Here is a 20785-nt window from a genome sequence, read left to right as displayed (position 1 = left end):
AACTTCAGGTTAGAGGGCATCGCAAGGTATCCATCGAAGTGTTCTGGCAGGGGTATGCCGTTTGCCGTGCCGGGTTTTGTCCGGCTGCGGGTCAGTCGATCCATGGCCGTCGGCCGGCAACCACGGGCTGGCGCCAGCATCGCGGAGCGGGCTGGTGGAGCGCGGGGGCAGGGTGCGGGGGCGGAGCCAGGATCGCGGCTGCCGGGTACGGGCAGGCCGCGAGCCCTTACCGGTTCTGGTAGTGGTTATGGTCCGGAGTGGGGCATTTCTGCGCGCCGCAGGTAGAGCGAACGGCAGCGCGAGAATGCTGGCATTCTGGCGTCAAATACAGAACGGCCGCTAGTCGGATTTGCGGCAAAGATGTGCAGCTTTGGGCCTTCTGGTGGAAGGCGACGCCAGATGGCGGGTTGTCCCCCTGTAGGGGCGTTCAATCGCCATCAGGTGGTCGCCCGGACCTGCCTTTTCACAATTGCTTGAGCATCTCCTCCAGGTGCACGTAGTCCATGTGGTGCGCGGCGGCGACGCTGCCATTGGTGAGGCGCCCCCTGGCCACGTTCAGGCCATGGCGCAGGTGCAGGTCGTCCTCCAGGGCCTTGCGCGTCCCCTTCTGCGCCAGGGCGATAACGAAGGGCAGGGTGGCATTGTTCAGCGCCAGGGTGGAGGTGCGCGCCACGGCCCCGGGCATGTTGGCCACGCAGTAGTGCACCACGCCGTCCACCAGGTAGGTGGGCTCGGCATGGGTGGTGGCCCGCGAGGTTTCGGCGCAGCCGCCCTGGTCGATGGCCACGTCCACCAGCACCGCGCCTTCCTGCATCCGCGCCACCATTTCGGCGGTGACCAGTTTGGGGGCCGCTGCGCCGGGAATCAGCACGCCGCCGATGACCAGGTCCGCCGCCAGCACCTGCTCGCGCACAGTGCCGTGGGTGGAGTAGAGGGTGGCGATGCGGCTGCCGTAGAAGGCATCCAGCCGGCGCAGGGCGTCCACGTTCTTGTCCAGCACCGTGACGTCGGCGCCCAGGCCCACCGCCATGGCCAGGGCGTGGGTGCCGACCACGCCTCCGCCCAGCACCACGACTTTGGCCGGCGCCACGCCAGGCACGCCGCCGAGCAGCACGCCACGGCCGCCCTTGGCTTTCTCCAGGCAACTGGCGCCGGCCTGGATGGACATGCGTCCTGCCACTTCCGACATGGGCGCCAGCAGCGGCAGCCGCCCGTGGCTGTCGGTAACGGTTTCGTAGGCGATGCAGGTGGCGCCGGAGGCGATCAGTTCCTCGGTCTGGGGCCGGTCGGGAGCCAGGTGCAGGTAGGTGAAGAGGGTCTGCTCGGGGCGCAGGCGGGCGCGTTCCTGGGTCAGGGGCTCCTTGACCTTGACGATCAACTCGGCCTGCTCGAAAACTTCGCCGGCGCCGCTGGCCACCTTGGCGCCGGCGGCCTGGTAGTCCTGGTCGGAGAAGCCGATGTCGGCCCCGGCCCTGGTTTCCACCCAGACTTCATGCCCCAGGCGGGTCAGTTCGGCCACCGATTGCGGGGTCAGGCCAACCCGGTATTCGTGGTTCTTGATCTCCTTCGGCACTCCGATACGCATGGCGACCTCCTGGGTTCTTGTTGTCCTGTGAACAAGTGTAGAAAGCCGGTCATCGCGCCCCCGCCGATTAAAGACGGTTTTTCAGGGAATCCCGCTGAAAAGTACGGGGAAATCAGGGGATCACGCAGGGCTGGTCACTCTTCCCGGTCCTTTTGCCCGCCCTTGTGCACGCCGCCGAGCAAGTCCACTGGCAGGGGAAAGACGATGGTGTTGGTCTTGTCGCCGGCGATGGAACCCAGGGTCTGCATGTAGCGCAGCTGCATGGCGCCGGGCTGGCGGCTGAGCATTTCCGCTGCCTGCATGAGTTTCTCCGAGGCCTGCAGTTCGCCCTCGGCATGGATGACCTTGGCCCGCCGTTCGCGCTCCGCCTCGGCCTGGCGGGCGATGGCGCGAACCATCGTTTCGTTGATGTCGACGTGCTTGATCTCGACATTGGAGACCTTGATGCCCCAGGCATCGGTCTGTGCATCCAGCGCCTGCTGGATATCCACGTTGAGCCGTTCGCGCTCGGCCAGCATTTCGTCCAGCTCGTGCTTGCCGAGCACTGCGCGCAGGGTGGTCTGGGCCAGCTGGCTGGTGGCCATGAGGAAGTTCTCCACCTGGATGATGGCGCGCTGCGGGTCGAGCACGCGGAAGTAGAGCACCGCGTTCACCTTCACCGAAACGTTGTCGCGGGAGATCACGTCCTGGGGCGGCACGTCCAGCACCACGGTGCGCAGGTCCACCCGCACCATCTGCTGGATGGCCGGGATGATGATGACCAGCCCCGGTCCCTTGACCTTCCAGAATCGCCCGAGCTGGAACACCACGCCGCGCTCGTATTCGCGCAGGATGCGGATGGCCGACACCGCCAGCACGATCAGCAGGAACAGGAAGGTGGCAAAGCTCAGCGGGAAGGCCATGTTCAGTCTCCTTTGGGCGGATGCTCATCCGCCGTCACGTCCAGCAACAGTCCGTTGCGCGCCAGCACGCGTACGCGCTGGCCGCTCCTCAGCGGGGCATCACTGTGTACCCGCCATCGCTCGCCCTGCAGTTGCACCCAGCCGCTGCGCGGGTCGCCCTCCAGCAGGTCGAGCAGGATCGCCTCGCTGCCCACCAGCCCGGCGTCTCCGCTGACCAGCGCGCGGCGCCTGGCGCGCAGGGCCATGGCGAGGATGGCGAAGATCACCAGCGCGCTGGACAGGGCCACGGTGACGATCAGCGCGACCGGAATGCCGTAGCCCGGCACCTCGGTGTCGATCAGGATCACCGCGCCTACCACGAAGGCCGCGATGCCGCCGAAACCGATGATGCCGAAACTCGGCATGAAGGCTTCCGCGGCCATGAACAGGATGCCGAGCAGGATCAGGGCGATGCCGGCAAAGTTCACCGGCAGCAGTTGCAGGGCGTAGAGGGCGAGGATCAGGCAGATGCCACCGATCACGCCGCCGACCCCGCTGCCGGGGTTGGAGAACTCGAAGATCAGGCCGTAGACGCCGATCATCATCAGGATCAGTGCCACGCTGGGATTGGTGATGACGGCGAGGATCTGCGTGCGCCAGTCCGGTTCGCGTTGCACCAGCGGCGCGCCCTTGGTGGCCAGGGTGATCTTCTGCCCGGCGATTTCCAGCGTCCGGCCATCGAGCTTGGCGAGCAGGTCGTGGACATCGTGGGCCAGCAGGTCGACCACCTTCAGGCGCTGGGCGTCGGTGGCGGAGAGGCTGACGGATTCGCGCACCGCGCGCTCGGCCCACTCGGCATTGCGCCCGCGCATTTGTGCCAGGCCCCGGATGTAGGCGGCGGCGTCGTTGATCTGCTTGCGGGTGAGGGTTTCCTCGTTACTGGCCTGCCCGGCCTTGTCGTCCTTCTTCCCGTCCTTGTCCTCGCCGGGCTTGTCACGGTCCGGCTGGCCCGGCATGCCGCCGATCTGCACCGGCGTCGCCGCGCCCAGGTTGGTGCCGGGGGCCATGGCGGCGATATGGCTGGCGTAAAGAATGTAGGTGCCGGCGCTGGCGGCCCGCGCACCGCTGGGGGCGACGAAGGTGGCCACCGGCACCGGGCTGGCGAGGATGGCCTTGATGATGCTGCGCATGGAGGTGTCGAGCCCGCCGGGTGTATCGATACGGATCACCACCAGTTGCGCCTTCTCCTTTTCCGCGAATTCGATGCCGCGGTTCAGGTAGTCGGCGCTGGCTGGCCCGATGGGGCCGTCCACGGTCAGCACGGTCACGCTTCCGGCGGCCAGCAGCGCGCCAGGCATGAGCATGGCCAGGCACAAGAGCCTGCTAAGCAGCCAGCGGACCATGGGAGCCTCCCGCTATACCTCGTTCATCTACAGCATAGTTGAGGCCGTTGGTCGGGCATTCGGTGAGGCGGCGAAGGTACGACGGGCACCGTCGAAGAGGGGATGGAGGGTCCTCAATCCGGGCTGGCGATTGAAATCGCCCCGACAGGGGTCGCGCGACCGTTCAGAGCGCCGCGTGGAACAGCGGCTTGCAGGCCTTGGCCATCTGCTCGATATGGCGATGGTCGGTGCCGCAGCACCCCCCCATGACGTTGATCTGCGGCAGGCGCTTGCGCAGCCGGGCGTATTGGGCGCCGAGTTCTTCGGGGTCGCCGCTGTCGAGGGCGGTGGCTTCGTTCAGTTCGGCGTGGCTCTTGCGCGAAGCGTTGGCACGCAGGCCGCGAATGCGTTGCACCCAGCGGCTGCCCGGAAGGAGAACATTCTCGAAATGGTCCGGGTGGGCGCAGTTGATCATGTAGTAGGCGGGGTAGCCGGCGGTGACGGCGTCCACCTGCTCGATGGCCTCTTTCAGGCCCTGGCCGGTGGGCAGCCTGCCGTCGGTTTCCACGGTGAAGGAAATCACCACCGGCATGTGCGCCTCGCGCGCGGCCAGGGCGATCCCCATGGCTTCCTCTACATAGTTCATGGTGATGGCGCTGACCAGGTCGGCGGCGGTGTCGGTGAACACGCCGATCTGCTCGCTGTGGTACTGCTGGGCCTGGAACTCGTCCATGGCTTCGTCGGCGACGTAGCCGTCGCCCCGGGGGCCGATGCAGCCGCTGATCACCACCGGGGTCGGACCGCTTTCCACCTCGCCACGCAATGCCAGCAGCAGGTCGATGGCCTGGCGATTGGCTTCGGCCAGGCCGCGGGGCGTGAAGCCGAGGTGGTTGGCCCAGTCGGGGTTGGCGCGCCAGGTCGGGCTTTCCAGGATCAGCCCGGTGCCGTAGTGGCTGGCGATGTCGCAGTAGGCGCGGAAGTACTTGCGCAAGGCTTCCTGGCCGTCGGGGTAGTTGAGCAGCACGAAGGCGGCGAAATCGGGGAGGGCGATGCCCTCGTGAAAGACCAGGGTGGTTTCGATGCCGCCATCGGTGAGGAATAGCTCGCCCTCCAGTTGTGGCAGGGCGCCGCGATATTGAGCCATGGTCTTGACTCCGTGACCGGTGGACATTCGCTGTCCGGGGCGGGCTTCGTGGTGAAGGCGGGGCGGACAGCCGGACTGGCCTCGGGCTGGTTCCGCGGTCGATGGGGTGGCCCGGAGGCGTTGCGCCGGGCGGGGACTGGCGCCCGGCGGGTAAGAGGAAAGGCTAGCACCCTCGTGACCCGTGGATTTGGCGGGCTGATGGGTGGGGATGCCGGGGACTCGGGGCTGATACTTGTGGGGGCGATTTCAATCGCTGTGCAGGACGAAGTCCTGCCCCCGGGAAATTGCCGGGGGCAGCTGCGCTGCCCTTTGCGAATAAATTCGCCCCCACAGGAGAAGGCTCAAGGCTGGGTTGCGTCGCTTGCGTCGCTTGCGTCGTTGCGTTCGTGGCGATAGGCGCTGACCGCTTCGTACACCGCCTTGCGCAGGCGGTTGATGCCGCCGATCGGACGGTGCTCCGGCAGGGCGTGCCAGGGGTTGAAGGAGAGGTTGTCGCAGGCCAGGTTCTGCTCGCGGCTGTCGAAGTCCTGGGCCGGCACCTTGATGCTGGCTACGGTGATGAAGGGAGAAACGGACTCATCCCACTCGACGCTGGTGTCTTCGATCGGCATGTAGTGCTGGGCGTTCTGCTTCTGCACCTGGAGGGCGAAGCAGGCCGGTACTCGGTCCAGGGACAGTTGCTGGTACAGGGCGTTGCGCAGGAAGTTGGGCAGCGCGGTGTTCTGTTCCGGCAACTGGTAGGGCGGGCAGCGCTGTGGATCGGGGATGACCCGGTACTTGATGTTCGCCTCGCCCAGCTTGTACGGCGCGATGGAGCTGTAGGTGGCGCTGACCGGGCTTTCCGGTGCGGGGGCGAGGGTCTTGAGGGCGATGATCAGGTGGCGGATTTCCCAGGTGCGCGGGTCCCAGCCCGGGAAGAAGGCACCGACCTTCTCGCCATTGGCCTGGGCGTTGAAGTTCTGCCGGTACTCGGCCACATCGCGGACGAAGAACACCGGATGGTTGAACATCACGAAGTCCTGCTCGCGGGCGTGCGCGGCACCCTTCATCAGTTTCTCGCCGGGGACGTCGAGCAGTTTGATCGCCATGCCACGGGCATCGCGCGCGCTGTCGAACTGCGGGTAGGCGTTGCCGTTGGACAGGCGCATCCAGGCCTGCCAGGTCTTGCCCGGTTCGGCGAAGACACCGGCGCGCAGGTCGCTGTCGAGGTCGGGCAGCACGCTGACTTCCGCCTTCACGCAGCCGTGGGCCTTGGCGTGGGCATCGCGCAGCACGCGGGTGTTGTCGCGGTGCTGTTCGACGATGCGCACGGCGTCATCGATGATGGCGCGGGTCTGCGCCGCTTCGTCGGCGGGGATGACTTCCTCGCTGGGCACCGGGCCGGAGAACTTCCAGCCGTAGTAGGCCTCCCCGGCCAGCCAGCCGACCAGGCCGACCGCCAATACGAAGAGAAGGAGCTTGCCGAGCAGTCGGCCGAGCCAGAGCCAGAAACGCTTGAGCATGGGGTGTGAGTCCTTTTTTCTTTTTCTGCATCAGGCAGGGCGGGGGCTCAGCCCTCGCACGCAGGGCCTGGGGTCCAGGGGCGGGCTTGCACCGGGGTGAGCCGGTCTTCCAGCGCCGGGTTGCCGAGCACCTTGAGGTACTCGATCACTGCCAGGCGTTCGTCCGGGGACAGGAAGCGGCCGATCACGCCGTCCTTGCGGCAGCCGTCGCGAAATTCATGGCCCTGGTTGCCGTTGCCCTTGAGGCGGGTGTCCAGCAGGAAGCTGCCGGGGAACTCGGCGGTCTGGAAACCGACGAACTTCGGGTCGTACTCGAAGCTGCCGACATGGAACTGGCTGGCCCGTTCGCTGACCGGCGACAACAGCTGGAACAGGTTGGGCACCGAGCCGTTGTGCAGGAAGGGCGGGGTGGCCCAGATGCCGTCCAGCGGCCGGGGCTTGTAGCCGCGTTTTTCCTGCACGCCGATGGGCAGGCCGAAACCGTCCATGCGGGCGCGTTCCTCACCGGAAATGCCGGCCTGCTTGTAGGCCTGGTTCTCGACGAAAGCGGTGATGTAGGCCAGGCCCTGGGCGCTGGAAATGCGCGTGAAGTCGATCCGCTCCAGGCTGCCGTCGAACAGCTTCACGTCCAGCTTGGCCAACTGCTCGCGGGTCCAGCCCAGCTTGCTGACGTCGAAACGATGGTCGGCGATGTTGTCGGCGGTGGTGGAGTCGGTGCCGATTTCTTCGATGGGCACCACGCGCATATGCCATTCCGGGTCGCGGTCGAGGGCCATGCGGCGATCCGGCGGCACGACCTTGGGGGCGTGGCAGTAGGCACAGTTCTCGACGAACAGCGCGCGACCCTGGCTGGCACGGGCCAGATCCACCTTGCCAAAGACCGCCTCCGGCCAGGTGGGCGGGGCCAGCTTCTTCAGGGTTTCCTCCAGGGTGTGGAGGTCGCGTACCCGTACGCTGGAGGCGTAGCGGTCGGCTTCCGGCACCGCGCTGCCATTGGGCTGGAACAGGTGCAGGGTGGCGCCGACGCCGAGGGCTTCGCCGACGTTGCGGGCCATGGGCTGCATGGCCGAGGCGTTCCACTGGACCCAGTCGAATTTCCAGATGTCCCAGAGGTGCGGGTAGCTCACCGGCGCGTCGGCGATGCGGTAGTTCTCCGGGTTGATGGCGTCGCCATAGACGCTGTTGGCAATGCGGCCGAACGCGTCGGTGCGGCCGAAGCCTTCCTCGGTGGGATAGAGGCCGCGATGGGTATCGTTCCAGGCGGTGCCCAGCAGGCGGTCGAGTACCTGCTTGAAGTCCTTGCGCAGTTCCGCCTTGCCCTCCGGGTAGCGCTCGCCCAACACGGCTTCGGCGAAGCGGCTGAACTTCAGCGGGTTGTAGTAGGTGAAGGCCATGCTCATGCCCAGCGCCTGGCCGAAGCCGCCACCGCGCAGCGTGGGCACGGTGGAGGCGAGGGAGTGCAGGGCGGCGCCGCCGTCGATGCGCACGGCCTGGCCGTTGTAGCGCAGCTCACCGGTATGGCAGGCGGCGCAGCTGATATCGAGGTAGTGCGCGCCGGTCTTCTCGTCCTGATGGCGCGCCATGCCCACCGGCAGGTTGCCGGGGTTCAGCGGGGTGGCCTTCTGCTGCGGATCGATCAGGAAGCCGAAGCGCGCCAGGTAGTCGGGACGGGCGAACCTGTCGCGGGAGAAGGGCAGTTCCAACGCGGTGAACCATTCGTAGCGCAGGCCCTTAACCGTGGTGCCCTGGGGCGTGTAGTAGTAGGTCTGGCGCTCCTGGTCCTGCCACTGGTCCAGGTAGTGCAACTGGTCGGGCGCCCGGTAAACCGGAAGGTTGGGGTTGGCGACGTAATAAAGGACGACTGCCAGTCCGGCCAGCAGCAGGAATAGCACCAGCCAGAGAACCCGGCGGAGGATGCGCATCAGATACTTCCTTGTAGCTTGTTCGAATTTTCCTACGTTATGCCAATCAGTCGGATTATTGGCAAGGTGCTATTACGCATTTCTGGTGGGGTAGGTAGGAAAAGTCTGAGGGCGATGCGCTGGCCGCGCGATGGCGCTCTGCGTCCTCGGGTAAAGCACGACCGCGGCGCGCTGCTTGCCCGCGCCAAAGCGGCTGATGCGCTCGAACTCCTGGTGGGTGACCGGCACGTGCTGGCAATCCTGGGCGCGTCGATGCAGGCTGCGTTCGGCGTTGGGGTCGTGGAGGTAGACGAAGTTCCGGTCGCAGTCGGTGACCAGTATCCAGTGGGGTGCCCGACTGCGGCTGCGGCGATGGCCGTCCACCAGCACCAGCGGCTGGCCGCCGGCCGACAGCAGCGGATGCAGATCCAGTTCGTCGCTCAGGTGTTGCTCGATATCGGTGTCCTGCAGGGCACTGCAGAAGTCTGCGTGGGCCTGTCGGATCACCTCGCGCTTGCCGGCGTTGCGCACTTCATCGAGGAACAGCGGGCCCTGGTCGCTCACCTGCAGTCGGACCCGGTAACCGCGCCGCCAGGCCGCCAGCGCCAGCCCGTGGGGGCTGCAGCCGCCGTGTCCGCCGGGCATGTGTACGCTGCTGGCTTCGCGCCATAGCCGCAGCTCGTCCTGGTGGTTGCCAGGCACGGCACCGTCCAGGGCGCCCATGGCCATCAGCAGGCAGGCCGGGCCGCAGGTGAACGCGGTGGTCTGGTGGTAGTAGGGCACGGGCCGTTGCAGGGCCTGTGGGTGCCGCACGACGCGCTTCTCCATGCGCAGCGCTTCGCGATGGTCGGGAAAGTAATCCGCCAGCAGTTCCAGCTCGCTGTAGCCGTTGCGTTCGAACAGGGCCACGGCCAGGCGGTCGTCCGGGCAGACCTCCAGTCGCAGGTAGGCGCAGTCATGCTCGCGAGCACTGGCTTCGGCCGCATCCAGCAGGCGCTGGCCGATGCCGTTGCCACGGGCGCGCGGATCGGTGGCGATGGAGTGAAGGCGGGCCAGCGGGCTGCCCTGGCGGAACAGCACCAGCGCATAGCCGAGCAGACGCCCATCGCCTTCGGCCACCAGCAACCTGGCGTTGGCCGCCACCATCATCCAGCGGAACTGGGGCCGGCCCAGGCGGGCGACCTCGAAGCAGCGACTCTCAAGCTCCACCAGCTCCGACAGGTCGTCGAGGGTGGCGGCACGCAGAAGCAAGTTCATGGCGGGCCCCGCATGGCAGGGAGGGAGTCGCCCGAGTATTGGCCCGGATTGAAAGGCTGTCGAGGCACCGCACGGACAAGCCGGGGCGGGTAAAGCGCAAAGCGCAATTGGGGTTATAGAGAAACGTTCCATAGCCCGCCAGGGTTCTTGCTAGCGTTACAGGTGGCAGCTACAACCTATTGTTTTTATTGATAAAGCAATTTTTTGGCGTCAAGGAGGGTTCAACGTGGAAGCGATCTCTTCCGCACCGCGACGTCTCCTGCTGGTCGACCCGTGCGACCAGTGCCGGCAGTTCTTGCCGCAACTGGAAGAGGCCGGCTGGTCGATCTCCAGCCAGAGCCTCGACCAGGCGCTGGCGGCGACTTACGACATCGGCCTGCTGCGCTTGCGCAGCGACCACCTGGCGCGACCGGAAGGGGTCAAGCACCTGATTAGCCGCAGTGGCACCGAATGGATCGCGCTGGTCGACCCACGGGGCGATCCGCTGCCAGGGCTGGAGTCGTTCATCGGTGAATGGTTTTTCGACGCCCTGGCCTTGCCGGTGGACCTGCCGCGCCTGCAGGGGCTGCTGGGCCGGGCCTTTGGCATCGCGCGCCTGCGGGGCATCGGCAACCGTCGTGGCGACCAGAATGAGCTGATGGGGCAGAGCAGGCCGCTGCGGGACTTGCGCAAGCAACTGGCGCGCCTGGGACCGAGCGAGAAGCCGGTGCTGATCCTGGGGGAAAGCGGCAGCGGCAAGGCGCTGGTAGCGCGCACCTTGCACCGGATGTCACGACGGGTGGCCGGACCATTCGTCAGTTTCAACTGTGGCGTACTGCCGGAGCCGGAGACCGCCAACCTGCTGTTCGGCCATCAGGGCAAGCTGGCCTCGGCCAACGGCGGCACCCTGTTCCTCGATGCCATCCACGACCTGCCGCTCGGTCAGCAGGAGCGCTTGCTGACCAGCCTGCGCACACGAACCCTGCGCCATGCCGATGGCGAGGTCCTGGCCCTGGATGTGCGGGTGCTGGCCTCGGCGCGGGAGGAACTGAGTGAACTGACGGAGCGGGGGTTGTTCCATGCCGGCCTGCGCCAGTGGCTGGAGCAGAACCGCCTGCAGATCACACCGCTGCGCAAGCGCCAGGGCGACATCGCCCTGCTGGCGGGCTATTTCGTCGACCTCTACAGCCTGGAGGCGGGACGCCGGCCCAGCCACTTCAGCGAAGAAGCGCTGTCCGCCATGGTGCGCCATCGCTGGCCCGGCAATGTGCGCGAACTGGCCAGTCGGGTGAGGCGCGGCTATGCGTTGGCGGAGAGCGGCCCGATCGAGGCGGATGACCTGGGGCTGCAAAGCGCCCCGGTGGACGGGGCGCTGCTGGGCACCCTGGAAGACTACAAGCGGCGGGCGGAGTACCAGGCACTGTGCGATGCGCTGGCCCACTACAGCAGCAACCTCAGCCATGCGGCCAAGGTGCTGGGGGTGTCGCGGCCGACCTTCTATCGGCTGCTGCACAAGCACCAGTTGCTGTGAGCGTGGGCGCGCGTTCATTCGCGAAGGGCGGCAGCGCCGCCCCTTGGGGAGCCCGCTGGCAGGACACCGTCCTGCATCGCGATTGAACGGGCGCCTGCAGACTCACATGCCGTTGGCGAAGGCCGGGATGCTCATGTCGATGGCTTCGCGAACCGGCTTCAGGGCTTCGGCGTAACGGGCGAGGATATCCAGGTCGTAGTCGATGCGGGCACGGATGCGCTGGTCATCTTCACTCACGGCCTCGGCCTCGTTCAGGACCTTCTCCACGCCGCGAACGATCAGGTGCTCCGGCAGGTAGCAGAGGCGGCAGTTTTTGTAGCTGGAGGCTCGCAGCTCGCTGATCGGGTAGCCGCCGCCGATACCGGAGGAAACGCCTACCAGCAGGCCGGGTTTGTGCGCCAGCTCGGCTTTACTGGCATAGATGAAGAAGTTCTTGATGGCCGGGCAGGCCATGCCGTTCCACTCGGGGGCGATCACCACCACCGCGTCGGCTTCGCGCAGCCGTTGCTGGTAGCCGCTCCAGGGGCCGGTGTCTTCCGCCGGCCACAGGGGCAGCGGCTCCTGGCCGAGGTCAATGATGCCGCAGGTGCCTGGGCTGGCTTTGTCGAGGTCGATCAGGCGCTGGCGAAGGAAGCGGGCGACCTTGCCCGACTGACTGTTGGCACGGCTGGAGCCGGCGATCAGAACGATATTCAGCATCGTGGGGTTCCTTGTTGAGACCGGCACGCAGGCTAGCTGGGGGATGAGTGGACAGCAAGCGACGGGACGCCAGTTCGTGACACCGATGGCGCCAAGAGCGAGAGGGGCGGGCCTGCGGCCCGCTTGGCGAATGAATTGCCTACAGGGTTCGTGTCGGAGGTTCCGCGCCTCAGGCGCGGAACTGATCCATCAGGCCCTGCTGGTGGTTGGCCAGGCGGTTCAGGGCCTGGCTGACCTGGGCCGATTCCTCGGCCTGGCCGGAGAGGGATTCGGTGACGTCGCGAATCGCCGCCACGTTGCGATTGATTTCCTCGGCCACCGCGCTCTGTTCCTCGGCGGCCGAGGCGATCTGCAGGTTCATGTCGGTGATCACCGTCACCGCGTCGCCGATGCGCTGCAGCGCCGCGACCGCCTGTTCCACCTGTTCCACGCTGCCCTGGGCCTGGCGGTGGCTGCTGTGCATCGAGCCGACCACCTCGCGGGTGCCGTGCTGCAGGCCTTCGATCACCTGGCGGATTTCTTCCACTGAATCCTGGGTGCGTTTGGCCAGGTTGCGCACCTCGTCCGCCACCACGGCGAAGCCGCGTCCGGCCTCGCCGGCGCGGGCCGCTTCGATGGCGGCATTGAGCGCCAGCAGGTTGGTCTGCTCGGCGATGGCGCGGATCACTTCCAGCACTGAACCGATCTGCTCGCTGCTGCTGGCGAGGGCCTGGACCTCATCCATCGCCGCGCTCATCTCGCTGGCCAGTTGTTCGATGGCGCTGGTGGTGCGGCCGATCACACCGAGGCCCTCGCGGGTGGCGTGGTCGGCACCGCGCGCGGCTTCGGCAGCCTGGGCGGCGCTGCGGGCCACGTCCTGGGCGGTGGCGCTCATCTCGTTGGAGGCGGTGGCCACCTGGTCCACTTCGCGGTACTGCTGCTGCATGCCGGCGCTGGTCTGGCTGGCAATGGCGGCGGATTGGTCAGCGGTGCCACGGGCGTCCTGCACGGAGCGCTTCACGTCGGCGATCACCGGCTGCAGCTTGTCGAGGAAACGGTTGAACCAGCCGGCGAGCTCGCCCAGTTCGTCCTGGCGGGCATAGTCCAGGCGGCGGGTCAGGTCGCCTTCGCCGCTGGCGATGTCCTTGAGCATGCCCGCCACGCCGAGGATCGGCCGGGTCACGCCACGGGCGGTCAGCCACACCAGCAGCAGGCCGGCGATGCCCGCCGCCAGGCCGATCAGCAGGCCGCTGAGGTTGGCGGCCTGGTTCTGCGCGTCGAGCTTGGCATCCAGGGCAAGAGCGGGTGCCAGCAGCACCTGTTCCGGCACCTCCAGCAGCACGCTCCACGGCGCGGCGGTGGGAATCGGCTTGAACGGTTGCATCACCCGTAGAAGGTCGTTGTGCTCCAGTTCCACGGCCTTGCCGGCCTGGAGGTTGGCCATCAGCTCACCGGCCTTGTCGCCGAAGGCCTTGTCCAGCTTGGCGCTGAGCAGGCCGGCGTCGCGGCTGTGGCCGGCGAGCAGGCCGGCGGGGCTGAGGATGCTGACGTGGCCGTTGCCGTCGTACAGGTCGCTGTTACCGGCAACGCTCAGTTGCTGCAGGCTTTCCAGGCTGATGTCCAGGCCCATGACGCCCACGTTCTTGCCGTTGAGTTGCAGCGGGAAGGCGATGCTGGTCATCAGTACCTGGCGATCGCCGACGTTATCGAAGTAGGGGTCGAGCACGCAGGGCTGGCTCGTCTTCATCGGGCAGGTATACCAGGCGTTGTAGGGGGCGCCGCTGGGGCCCGTGCTGGCATCGGCGAGCAATTCCTCGGTCATCGACTCGGACTCCAGCGTGCCGGGGGTGGGCTGCGCCCAATAGAGGGAGAAGCGGCCCTTGTCGTTGCTGCCCAGTTCGGCCTGGTCGACGAACAGCTCGTCCTTGCCGTCCAGGGCGTTGGGTTCGAAGACCAGGTAAAGGCCGAGGATTTCCGGGTTGGCTTCCAGGGCGGTGCGTACCTGGCGGGTCAGGTCTTCGCGCAGGTCGAAGGCGTCGAGGAAGCGTTTTTCCGCCTGCTCCTTGAGGAACAGCACCTGACGCGAGAAGCCCTTGCCGTACTGGTAGTTGTCCATGAAGTAGCGCTGGATGCGGATGGCCTGCAGCTCGGCGCGGGCCAGCAGGCGCTGGCGGGCGCTCTGGTCGAGCATCTGGCTGCTGTCGGCCTTCACCAGGCTGGCGCTGCGCTTGGACTGATACAGGGACGAGCCGACCAGCAGGACCACGATGGCCAGCAGGCAGAGGCCGGCCAGCAGGGTGATTTTCCACTGGATGGACAGGCGATTGAACGGCATATGGGCTTCCTTCTGTCTCGTCGGAACTGCATTCGTTGTCGGCGCGCCCGGCGAGTTCTTGACGCGAAGACGACGAATAGCCGTGCGGGATGCACGAGGGCACAATTTGCAGGCAAGAATTATGCACACTCTGAGCAATATTCCGAACGCTTTTGACAGGGCGCCGGGGTTTCGGCAGAGTGCGCGCTTTTTTCGCGGCGAACCCGCGGCTGGCATGGGCTGGAAACCTGAGGAGTGGCGATGAATGCGGTAGTGGCGGCGGTGGGGATCATGCTGGTCCTCAGCCTGTGCCGGGTGCACGTGGTGGTGGCGCTGATCGTCGGCGCGCTGGTGGGGGGCGTCGTTGGCGGACTGGGCGTCGACGGCTCGCTGGCGGCCTTCAACAAGGGCCTCGGCGGTGGCGCGACGGTGGCGCTGTCCTATGCGTTGCTCGGTGCCTTCGCCGTGGCCATCGCCCGCTCCGGCCTGGCCCACGCGCTGGCCGACAAGGCCCTGGCGCTGGTGGCGCGGCAGGAGTCCAGCGGGGGCAACGCACTGAAATGGCTCCTGGTTGCATTGCTGCTGTGCGTGGCGATTGCCTCGCAGAACATCCTGCCGATCCATATCGCCTTCATTCCGCTGCTGGTGCCGCCTCTTCTTTATGTACTGACGCGCCTGTCCATCGACCGCCGGCTGATCGCCTGTGTGATCACCTTCGGCCTGATCACGCCTTACATGTTCCTGCCAGCGGGCTTCGGCAACATTTTCCTCAACGAAATCCTGCTGGCGAATGTGGCGAAAAGTGGCGTCGACGTTACCGCTGTGAATGTCACCGAGGCGATGTTGATACCGGCACTGGGGATGGTTTCGGGCCTGCTGATCGCGCTGGTCAGCTATCGCCGCAAACGCACCTACGATCTCGCGCGCATCGCCCGCGCCGAACAGGTGAGCGTGGCCTACAACCCGATGAGCCTGGCGGTGGCGGGCGTGGCCATCCTGGTCGCCTTCGTGGTGCAGCTCTGGCTCGACTCGATGATCATCGGCGCGCTGCTGGGCTTCGTGATCTTCTCCTTGTCCGGGGTGGTGCGCTGGAGGGAGGCCGACGACCTGTTCACCGAGGGTATGAAGATGATGGCGATGATCGGCTTCATCATGATCGCCGCCTCGGGTTTCGCCGAGGTCCTACGCGAAACCGGCCACGTGACCGCCCTGGTGGAGGCATCGGCCGGCTGGATCGGCCACAGCAAACCCCTCGGTGCATTGCTGATGCTGCTGGTGGGCCTTCTGGTGACCATGGGCATCGGTTCGTCCTTCTCCACCGTGCCGATCATCGCGGCGATCTTCGTGCCACTCTGCGTGCAGCTGGGCTTCAGTCCGCTGGCCATCGTCAGCATCGTCGGCACCGCCGGTGCCCTGGGCGACGCCGGGTCGCCGGCCTCGGATTCCACCCTGGGGCCGACCTCGGGCTTGAACGTGGATGGCCAGCACAACCATATCTGGGACACCGTGGTACCCACTTTCCTGCATTACAACCTGCCGCTGCTGGTCTTCGGCTGGGTTGCCGCAATGACGCTCTGAGCGGCGCCGACTTAATCATTTTGACCCACGGGTCGCTTAAGAATGACGCGGGGTTGCCGATAGTTCGGCAACCCCGCTGTGCTTTCCAGCCCTGCCTTCCGAGGACTGCTCGATGCGATTTACCCTCAAGACCAAAGTACTGCTGTTGTCCCTGGTGCCGGTGATCCTGTTCGCCTTGGTGCTGTCCGGGGCGGTGACCCAGGTCATCCGTGGCCTGGCCGAAGATGAAGTGAAGAACACCCGCGAGCGCCTGATGCAGGAGAGCCGCGAAGAGCTCAAGAGCTATATGCAGATCGCCCTGGGGTCGGTGCAGGCCCTGTACGATGCGTCCGCCTCCGGCGATACGGCCAGCCGTGACCAGGCCATCGCCATCCTGGCCAAGATCAAGTACGGCAAGGACGGTTACTTCTTTGGCTACGACTCCCAGGTGATCCGCCTTTTCCGCGGCGACAGCCCGGTGGATGTGGGCAAGAGCTTCAGTGGCCGCAAGGACCCCAATGGCGTGGCGGTGAATGACCGCCTGGTGGCCGTGGCCAAGGACGGTTCCAACTATGTGGAGTACAGCTCCTCGCTGCCGGGCAACGAAAGCGTGCTGGTGCCCAAGCTTGCCTACAGCTACTACCTGCCCAAGTGGGACCTGGCCCTGGGCACCGCGGTGAACCTGGACGGCGTCGCGGCCCAGGTGGCCGAGGTGGAACGCGAGATCGAAGAGCGCGTCAGCACCATAGTGACCAGCGTGGTGATCATCGCCGCCGTGCTGCTGCTGGTGTTCGGCCTGGTGGGCCTGGGCCTGGCCAATGCACTGGTGCGGCCGCTGCAACGCATCAAGGCGAACCTCGACGACATCGCCGCCGGCGAAGGCGACCTGACCCGCCGCCTGGTGGTGGACAGCCACGATGAGCTGGGCGAGCTGGCGAGTTCCTTCAACCGTTTCGTCGAGAAAATCCACGGCCTGGTGCGCCAGATCGTCGATATGACCGGCCAGCTCACCAGCCTGGTGGACGAGGTGGCCTCCCAGGCCCAGCGTTCCGAGCAGGCCATGGAACGCCAGCGCCACGAGACGGACCAGGTGGCCACCGCCATCAACGAGATGTCCGCCGCCGCCCATGAGGTGGCCAAGAGCGCCCAGGGCGCCGCCGAAGCCGCGCAGCAGACCGATCAGGAAGGCCAGGCCGCCAAACACGTGGTGGATGGCAGCATCACCCGCATCCACGCCCTGGTGGGTGATATCCGCAGCAGCGGCCTGTCCCTGGATAGCTTGCAGCAGGACGTCCAGTCCATCGTCAGCGTGCTCGATGTGATCCGCTCCATCGCCGAGCAGACCAACCTGCTGGCGCTCAATGCCGCCATCGAAGCGGCACGCGCCGGTGAGGCGGGGCGCGGTTTTGCGGTGGTGGCCGACGAAGTGCGTGCCCTGGCCAGCCGCACCCAACAGAGCACCCAGGAAATCCAGGGCATGATCGACCGCCTGCAGCAGGGCACCCAGGACGCCGTGACCGCCATGCGCCGCTCCAGCGAAGCCGGCGACACCACCAGCCAGCAGGCCAACCAGGCCGGTGCTTCGCTGGATGCCATCGCCGGGCTGATCGGCACCATCAACGCGATGAACGCGCAGATCGCCAGCGCGGCCGAGGAGCAGACCGCAGTCGCCGAAGAGATCAACCGCAGCGTGCACCAGATCGCCGTGGCCGTGGACAGCGTGGCCGAAGAGACCCGCCATGGCGCCGACACCGCGCGCAGCCTGTCCCGCCTGGGCGACAGCCTGGGTGGCCTGGTCAAACAGTTCCGCATCTGACCCTGGGGCGGCGACTGCTCGTGGATGGCCTCGCGAGCAGCCCGCCGCAGGGCGGTGATCCGCCGTGGGGGTCGGTTTCGGCCCCGCTTGAGCGCGGGAGTGGGCAGGGCGGGGGAACAGGTCGCACAGTCGGCCGCAAGAGCGCCCCGGCCCGGAAACACTGCTGCTCTAGTGGGGCCGGCACATCCCGATAGTCCGTCAACAACAAAAAACCCGGCGCTTGGCCGGGTTTTTCGTTTCACCTGTGCAGCTTAGTTGGCCATGGCCACCAGGCCGGAGTGCTGGACCAGGTCCAGCAGCGGCTGCGGGTAGACGCCAAGGAAGAATGCCAACAGGGCGACGAACAGCAGCATGATGCCGCCGGCGCGCTGGGCCCAGTGCAGTTCGGCATCGTGGCGGCGCAGGTTCGGCTCCACCAGGAACAGGGTGACCATGACGCGCAGGTAGTAGAACACGCCGATGGCACTGCCCAGGACCATGGCACCCAGCAGCCACCAGAGGCCGGATTCGACACCGGCGGCGATCACGAAGAACTTGCCGATGAAGCCAGCGGTGAGCGGGATGCCGGCGAGCGACAGCATCATCACAGTGAGGACGGCGGTCAGGTACGGACGGCGCCAGAACAGGCCACGGTACTCGTACAGGGCGTCGCAGTCGCGGCCGCTGTAGGGGGTGGACATCAGCGTCACCACGCCGAAGGCGCCGAGGCTGGTCAGCACGTAGGTGGCCAGGTAGACGCCGATGGCTTCCACCGCCAGGCCCTTGCTCGCGATCAGCGCCACCAGCAGGTAGCCGAAGTGGGCGATGGAGGAATAGCCGAGCAGACGCTTGATGTTGTTCTGCACCAGGGCCAGCAGGTTGCCGAACAGGATGGAGGCGATGGCGATCACGGTCAGCAGGTCGTTCAGCCAACCGCCGGCGGTGGCCGGGGACAGCTGGTACAGACGCAGCAGCACGGCGAACACGGCGACCTTGCTGGCGGTGGCCAGGAACGCGGCTACCGGCGCGGGGGCGCCTTCGTACACGTCCGGGGTCCAGAGGTGGAAGGGCACCAGGGACAGCTTGAACGCCAGGCCGATCAGCATCATGCCGATGCCCAGCTGGGACAGCACGCTGGAGGTGCCAGCGGCCGCCAGTTGGCTGAAGCTCAGGCTGCCGGCGTCGGCATAGAGCAGGGCCATGCCGAACAGCAGGAAGGCGGAGCCCGCGGCGGACAGCACCATGTACTTGATGCCGGCTTCCAGGGAGCGTTTGTTGAAGAAGGCGTACGCCACCAGGCCGTAGACCGGTACCGAGAGCAGTTCCAGGCCGATGAACAGACCGGCCAGGTGTTGCGCGGTGACCAGCACCAGACCGCCGGCGGCGGACAGGAGGATCAGCAGGTACATCTCTTCGCGGTTGCCCGGGTAGCCCTTGCCGGATTCACCGCCCAGGTAGGCGTGGATCAGGGTGACGCAGGCGAGGGTGCCGGCCAGGACCAGGGCCATGTAGTAGGCGCCGAAGTGGTCCACCATCAACAGCGGGGTTACCTCCAGGGGCGCGACCTTGAGGGCCGGGATGATGGAGATCAGGGCCAGGTTGAGACCGGCCACCGAGAGGCCGAAGGTCCAGGAGTGGTGCCGCTTCCAGGCGATGGCCAGCATGACCACGATAATGGTGGCGCAAGTGACCAGCAGCGGCAGCAGGGCGATCAGGTGTTGAGTCGTGAATTCCATGAGCGGCTTACCGGGCTACGAGTTGATTGACGGCGGAGTCCAGCCACTGGTGCACGCCATGCATGCTCGCAGCGGAGGTATCCAGCACCGGTTGCGGGTAGATGCCGAGCAGGACCAGCAGCACGGCGAGGCCGAGGACCATGCCCAGCTCGCGGTAGCGCAGGCCTTCATAGGTGTTCTCGCTCTTCGCCGGGCCGAAGTAGGCGCGGTGGATCATGATCAGCGAGTAGACGGAACCGAAGACCAGACCGGTGGAGGCCAGCACGGCGATCCACGGCACCTGCTGGAAGGCGCCGACCAGGATCAGGAACTCGCCGACGAAGTTGCCGGTGCCCGGCAGGCCCAGGGCGGCGGCGGCGAAGAACAGGCTGACACCCGGCAGATAGGGCATGCGCGCCCAGATGCCGCCCATCTCGCGCATGTCGCGGGTGTGCAGGCGCTCATAGAGCTGGCCGCAGAGGATAAAGAGCGCGGCGGCGGAGAGGCCGTGGGCGATCATCTGCACCACGGCACCCTGCAGGGCGATCTGGCTACTGGAGTAGATGGCGATCAGCACGAAGCCCATGTGCGACACGCTGGAGTAAGCCACCAGGCGCTTGATGTCGGTCTGGGCGAAGGACAGCAGCGCACCGTAGACGATGGCGAACACACCGAGCCACTGGGCGACCGGCGCGAACTCGGCCGAGGCATTGGGGAACAGCGGCAGGGCGAAGCGGATCATGCCGTAGGCGGCGGTCTTCAGCAGGATGCCAGCGAGGTCCACGGAACCCGCGGTCGGGGCCTGGGCGTGGGCGTCGGGCAACCAGGAGTGGAAGGGCACCACCGGGAACTTCACCGCGAAGGCGATGAAGAAGCCGAGCATCAGCAGGTACTCGGTACCGGGCGCCAGCTGGGCCTTCAGCAGGTCGGCGTAGTTGAAGGTCAGCACGCCGGTGTTGCTGTAGTTCACCAGCACCAGGCCGAGAATGGCCACCAGCATGATCAGGCCGCTGGCCTGGGTATAGATGAAGAACTTGGTAGCGGCGGTGATACGGGTCTTGCCCTTGCTGCCGCTGTGACCCCAGAGCGCGATGAGGAAGTACATCGGCACCAGCATCATTTCCCAGAAGAAGAAGAACAGGAACAGGTCGATGGCGAGGAACACGCCGACCACGCCGCCGAGGATCCACATCAGGTTGAGGTGGAAGAAGCCGACGCGGTTCTGGATCTCGCGCCAGGAGCAGAGTACCGACAGCACCCCGAGCAGGCCGGTGAGGACGATCATCAGGATGGAGATGCCGTCCAGGGCCAGGTGGATGGTGACGCCGAAGCGTTCGATCCACTGCACCTTGAACTCTTCCGCCCACACCGGCTCGGTGCCGGGCGCGGGCGCCAGGGTGAAGTCGCCGGTCGCCCATAGCCAGAGGCCGAGGACGAACAGCAGGGACATGGTGAGCAGGGCGATCCAGCGCGGCAGGGTGGAGCTGAAACGCTCACCCTGCCAGCAGAGCAGGCCGCCGATGAAGGGAATCAGGATTAGCCAGGGCAGAATCATGACGGGCTC

The 20785-nt window shown here is 66.4% G+C and carries 12 protein-coding genes and 4 pseudogenes; 4 read left to right on the top strand and 12 right to left on the bottom strand.

The genetic code is table 11. The features are described from left to right. Positions 1-463: 463 nt before the first annotated feature. The 7 genes from ald to PJW05_RS14545 all read right to left on the bottom strand — a co-directional run bounded on the left by ald (position 464) and on the right by PJW05_RS14545 (position 9652). Entirely contained in the window at positions 464-1585 is a 1122-nt protein-coding gene (ald, locus tag PJW05_RS14575; protein ID WP_271407728.1) for an alanine dehydrogenase, read from the bottom strand. A gap of 134 nt (positions 1586-1719) precedes the next feature. Beyond that, positions 1720-2487 (bottom strand): slipin family protein, encoded by a 768-nt coding sequence (locus tag PJW05_RS14570; protein ID WP_271407727.1) that lies wholly within the window; start codon positions 2485-2487, stop codon positions 1720-1722. 2 nt (positions 2488-2489) lie between these two features. Beyond that, complete coding sequence (locus PJW05_RS14565; protein ID WP_271407726.1) at positions 2490-3869, bottom strand: NfeD family protein; 1380 nt, start codon at positions 3867-3869, stop codon at positions 2490-2492. 163 nt (positions 3870-4032) lie between these two features. Further along, the gene (locus PJW05_RS14560; protein WP_271407725.1) at positions 4033-4992 is read right to left on the bottom strand and encodes a homocysteine S-methyltransferase family protein; all 960 of its coding nucleotides are present in this window, start codon (positions 4990-4992) and stop codon (positions 4033-4035) included. Positions 4993-5333: 341 nt separating this feature from the next. Continuing rightward, positions 5334-6494, bottom strand: coding sequence for a catalase family protein (locus PJW05_RS14555; protein ID WP_271407724.1), 1161 nt, complete (start codon positions 6492-6494; stop codon positions 5334-5336). Between the two features lie 47 nt (positions 6495-6541). Further along, positions 6542-8416 carry a c-type cytochrome gene (locus PJW05_RS14550; RefSeq protein WP_271407723.1) on the bottom strand — a complete coding sequence of 625 codons (1875 nt, stop codon included), beginning with the start codon at positions 8414-8416 and terminating at the stop codon, positions 6542-6544. A gap of 72 nt (positions 8417-8488) precedes the next feature. Then, on the bottom strand, positions 8489-9652 hold the full coding sequence (locus PJW05_RS14545) for a GNAT family N-acetyltransferase/peptidase C39 family protein (RefSeq protein ID WP_271407722.1): 1164 nt from the start codon (positions 9650-9652) through the stop codon (positions 8489-8491). A 226-nt stretch (positions 9653-9878) separates the two neighbouring features. Here PJW05_RS14545 and PJW05_RS14540 point away from each other — a divergent pair, with 226 nt between their 5' ends. Then, positions 9879-11162, top strand: coding sequence for a sigma-54-dependent transcriptional regulator (locus tag PJW05_RS14540; protein WP_271407721.1), 1284 nt, complete (start codon positions 9879-9881; stop codon positions 11160-11162). A gap of 102 nt (positions 11163-11264) precedes the next feature. Here PJW05_RS14540 and PJW05_RS14535 read toward each other — a convergent pair whose 3' ends face one another. The 3 genes and pseudogenes from PJW05_RS14535 to PJW05_RS26790 all read right to left on the bottom strand — a co-directional run. Then, positions 11265-11861 (bottom strand): NADPH-dependent FMN reductase, encoded by a 597-nt coding sequence (locus PJW05_RS14535; protein WP_271407720.1) that lies wholly within the window; start codon positions 11859-11861, stop codon positions 11265-11267. A 169-nt stretch (positions 11862-12030) separates the two neighbouring features. Next, positions 12031-12549, bottom strand: a pseudogene (locus PJW05_RS26795) (methyl-accepting chemotaxis protein); the annotation flags it as partial. Between the two features lie 387 nt (positions 12550-12936). Then, positions 12937-13956: pseudogene (locus PJW05_RS26790) on the bottom strand (PDC sensor domain-containing protein); the annotation flags it as partial. Between the two features lie 459 nt (positions 13957-14415). Between PJW05_RS26790 and PJW05_RS14525 the strand changes: the two are divergent. The 3 genes and pseudogenes from PJW05_RS14525 to PJW05_RS26780 all read left to right on the top strand — a co-directional run. Further along, positions 14416-15732, top strand: a complete 1317-nt coding sequence (locus PJW05_RS14525; RefSeq protein WP_271407718.1) for a Na+/H+ antiporter family protein — start codon at positions 14416-14418, stop codon at positions 15730-15732. A gap of 112 nt (positions 15733-15844) precedes the next feature. After that, positions 15845-16621 (top strand): annotated as a pseudogene (locus PJW05_RS26785) (cache domain-containing protein); the annotation flags it as partial. A gap of 411 nt (positions 16622-17032) precedes the next feature. Then, positions 17033-17527: pseudogene (locus PJW05_RS26780) on the top strand (methyl-accepting chemotaxis protein); the annotation flags it as partial. A 251-nt stretch (positions 17528-17778) separates the two neighbouring features. Here PJW05_RS26780 and nuoN read toward each other — a convergent pair. Next, a complete protein-coding gene (nuoN, locus tag PJW05_RS14515; RefSeq protein WP_271407716.1) occupies positions 17779-19242 on the bottom strand; it encodes an NADH-quinone oxidoreductase subunit NuoN in 1464 nt (487 codons plus the stop codon). Between the two features lie 7 nt (positions 19243-19249). Then, complete coding sequence (gene nuoM / locus PJW05_RS14510; protein WP_271407715.1) at positions 19250-20776, bottom strand: NADH-quinone oxidoreductase subunit M; 1527 nt, start codon at positions 20774-20776, stop codon at positions 19250-19252. Positions 20777-20785: the final 9 nt, after the last annotated feature.

Origin of the sequence: Pseudomonas sp. Q1-7 (genome assembly GCF_028010285.1) — a bacterium.
Lineage (GTDB): Bacteria > Pseudomonadota > Gammaproteobacteria > Pseudomonadales > Pseudomonadaceae > Metapseudomonas.
The sequence above is the reverse complement of the archived record's forward strand: the minus strand, read 5'-3'. Positions and strand labels throughout refer to the sequence as shown.

What these genes read in the sequence shown, in the direction of transcription:
- nuoN (WP_271407716.1), bottom strand. Translation starts at nt 19,242, where the DNA reads ATGGAATTCACGACTCAACACCTGATCGCCCTGCTGCCGCTGCTGGTC.
- nuoM (WP_271407715.1), bottom strand. Translation starts at nt 20,776, where the DNA reads ATGATTCTGCCCTGGCTAATCCTGATTCCCTTCATCGGCGGCCTGCTC.
- PJW05_RS14565 (WP_271407726.1), bottom strand. Translation starts at nt 3,869, where the DNA reads ATGGTCCGCTGGCTGCTTAGCAGGCTCTTGTGCCTGGCCATGCTCATG.
- ald (WP_271407728.1), bottom strand. Translation starts at nt 1,585, where the DNA reads ATGCGTATCGGAGTGCCGAAGGAGATCAAGAACCACGAATACCGGGTT.
- PJW05_RS14560 (WP_271407725.1), bottom strand. Translation starts at nt 4,992, where the DNA reads ATGGCTCAATATCGCGGCGCCCTGCCACAACTGGAGGGCGAGCTATTC.
- PJW05_RS14535 (WP_271407720.1), bottom strand. Translation starts at nt 11,861, where the DNA reads ATGCTGAATATCGTTCTGATCGCCGGCTCCAGCCGTGCCAACAGTCAG.
- PJW05_RS14570 (WP_271407727.1), bottom strand. Translation starts at nt 2,487, where the DNA reads ATGGCCTTCCCGCTGAGCTTTGCCACCTTCCTGTTCCTGCTGATCGTG.
- PJW05_RS14555 (WP_271407724.1), bottom strand. Translation starts at nt 6,494, where the DNA reads ATGCTCAAGCGTTTCTGGCTCTGGCTCGGCCGACTGCTCGGCAAGCTC.
- PJW05_RS14550 (WP_271407723.1), bottom strand. Translation starts at nt 8,416, where the DNA reads ATGCGCATCCTCCGCCGGGTTCTCTGGCTGGTGCTATTCCTGCTGCTG.
- PJW05_RS14525 (WP_271407718.1), top strand. Translation starts at nt 14,416, where the DNA reads ATGAATGCGGTAGTGGCGGCGGTGGGGATCATGCTGGTCCTCAGCCTG.
- PJW05_RS14545 (WP_271407722.1), bottom strand. Translation starts at nt 9,652, where the DNA reads ATGAACTTGCTTCTGCGTGCCGCCACCCTCGACGACCTGTCGGAGCTG.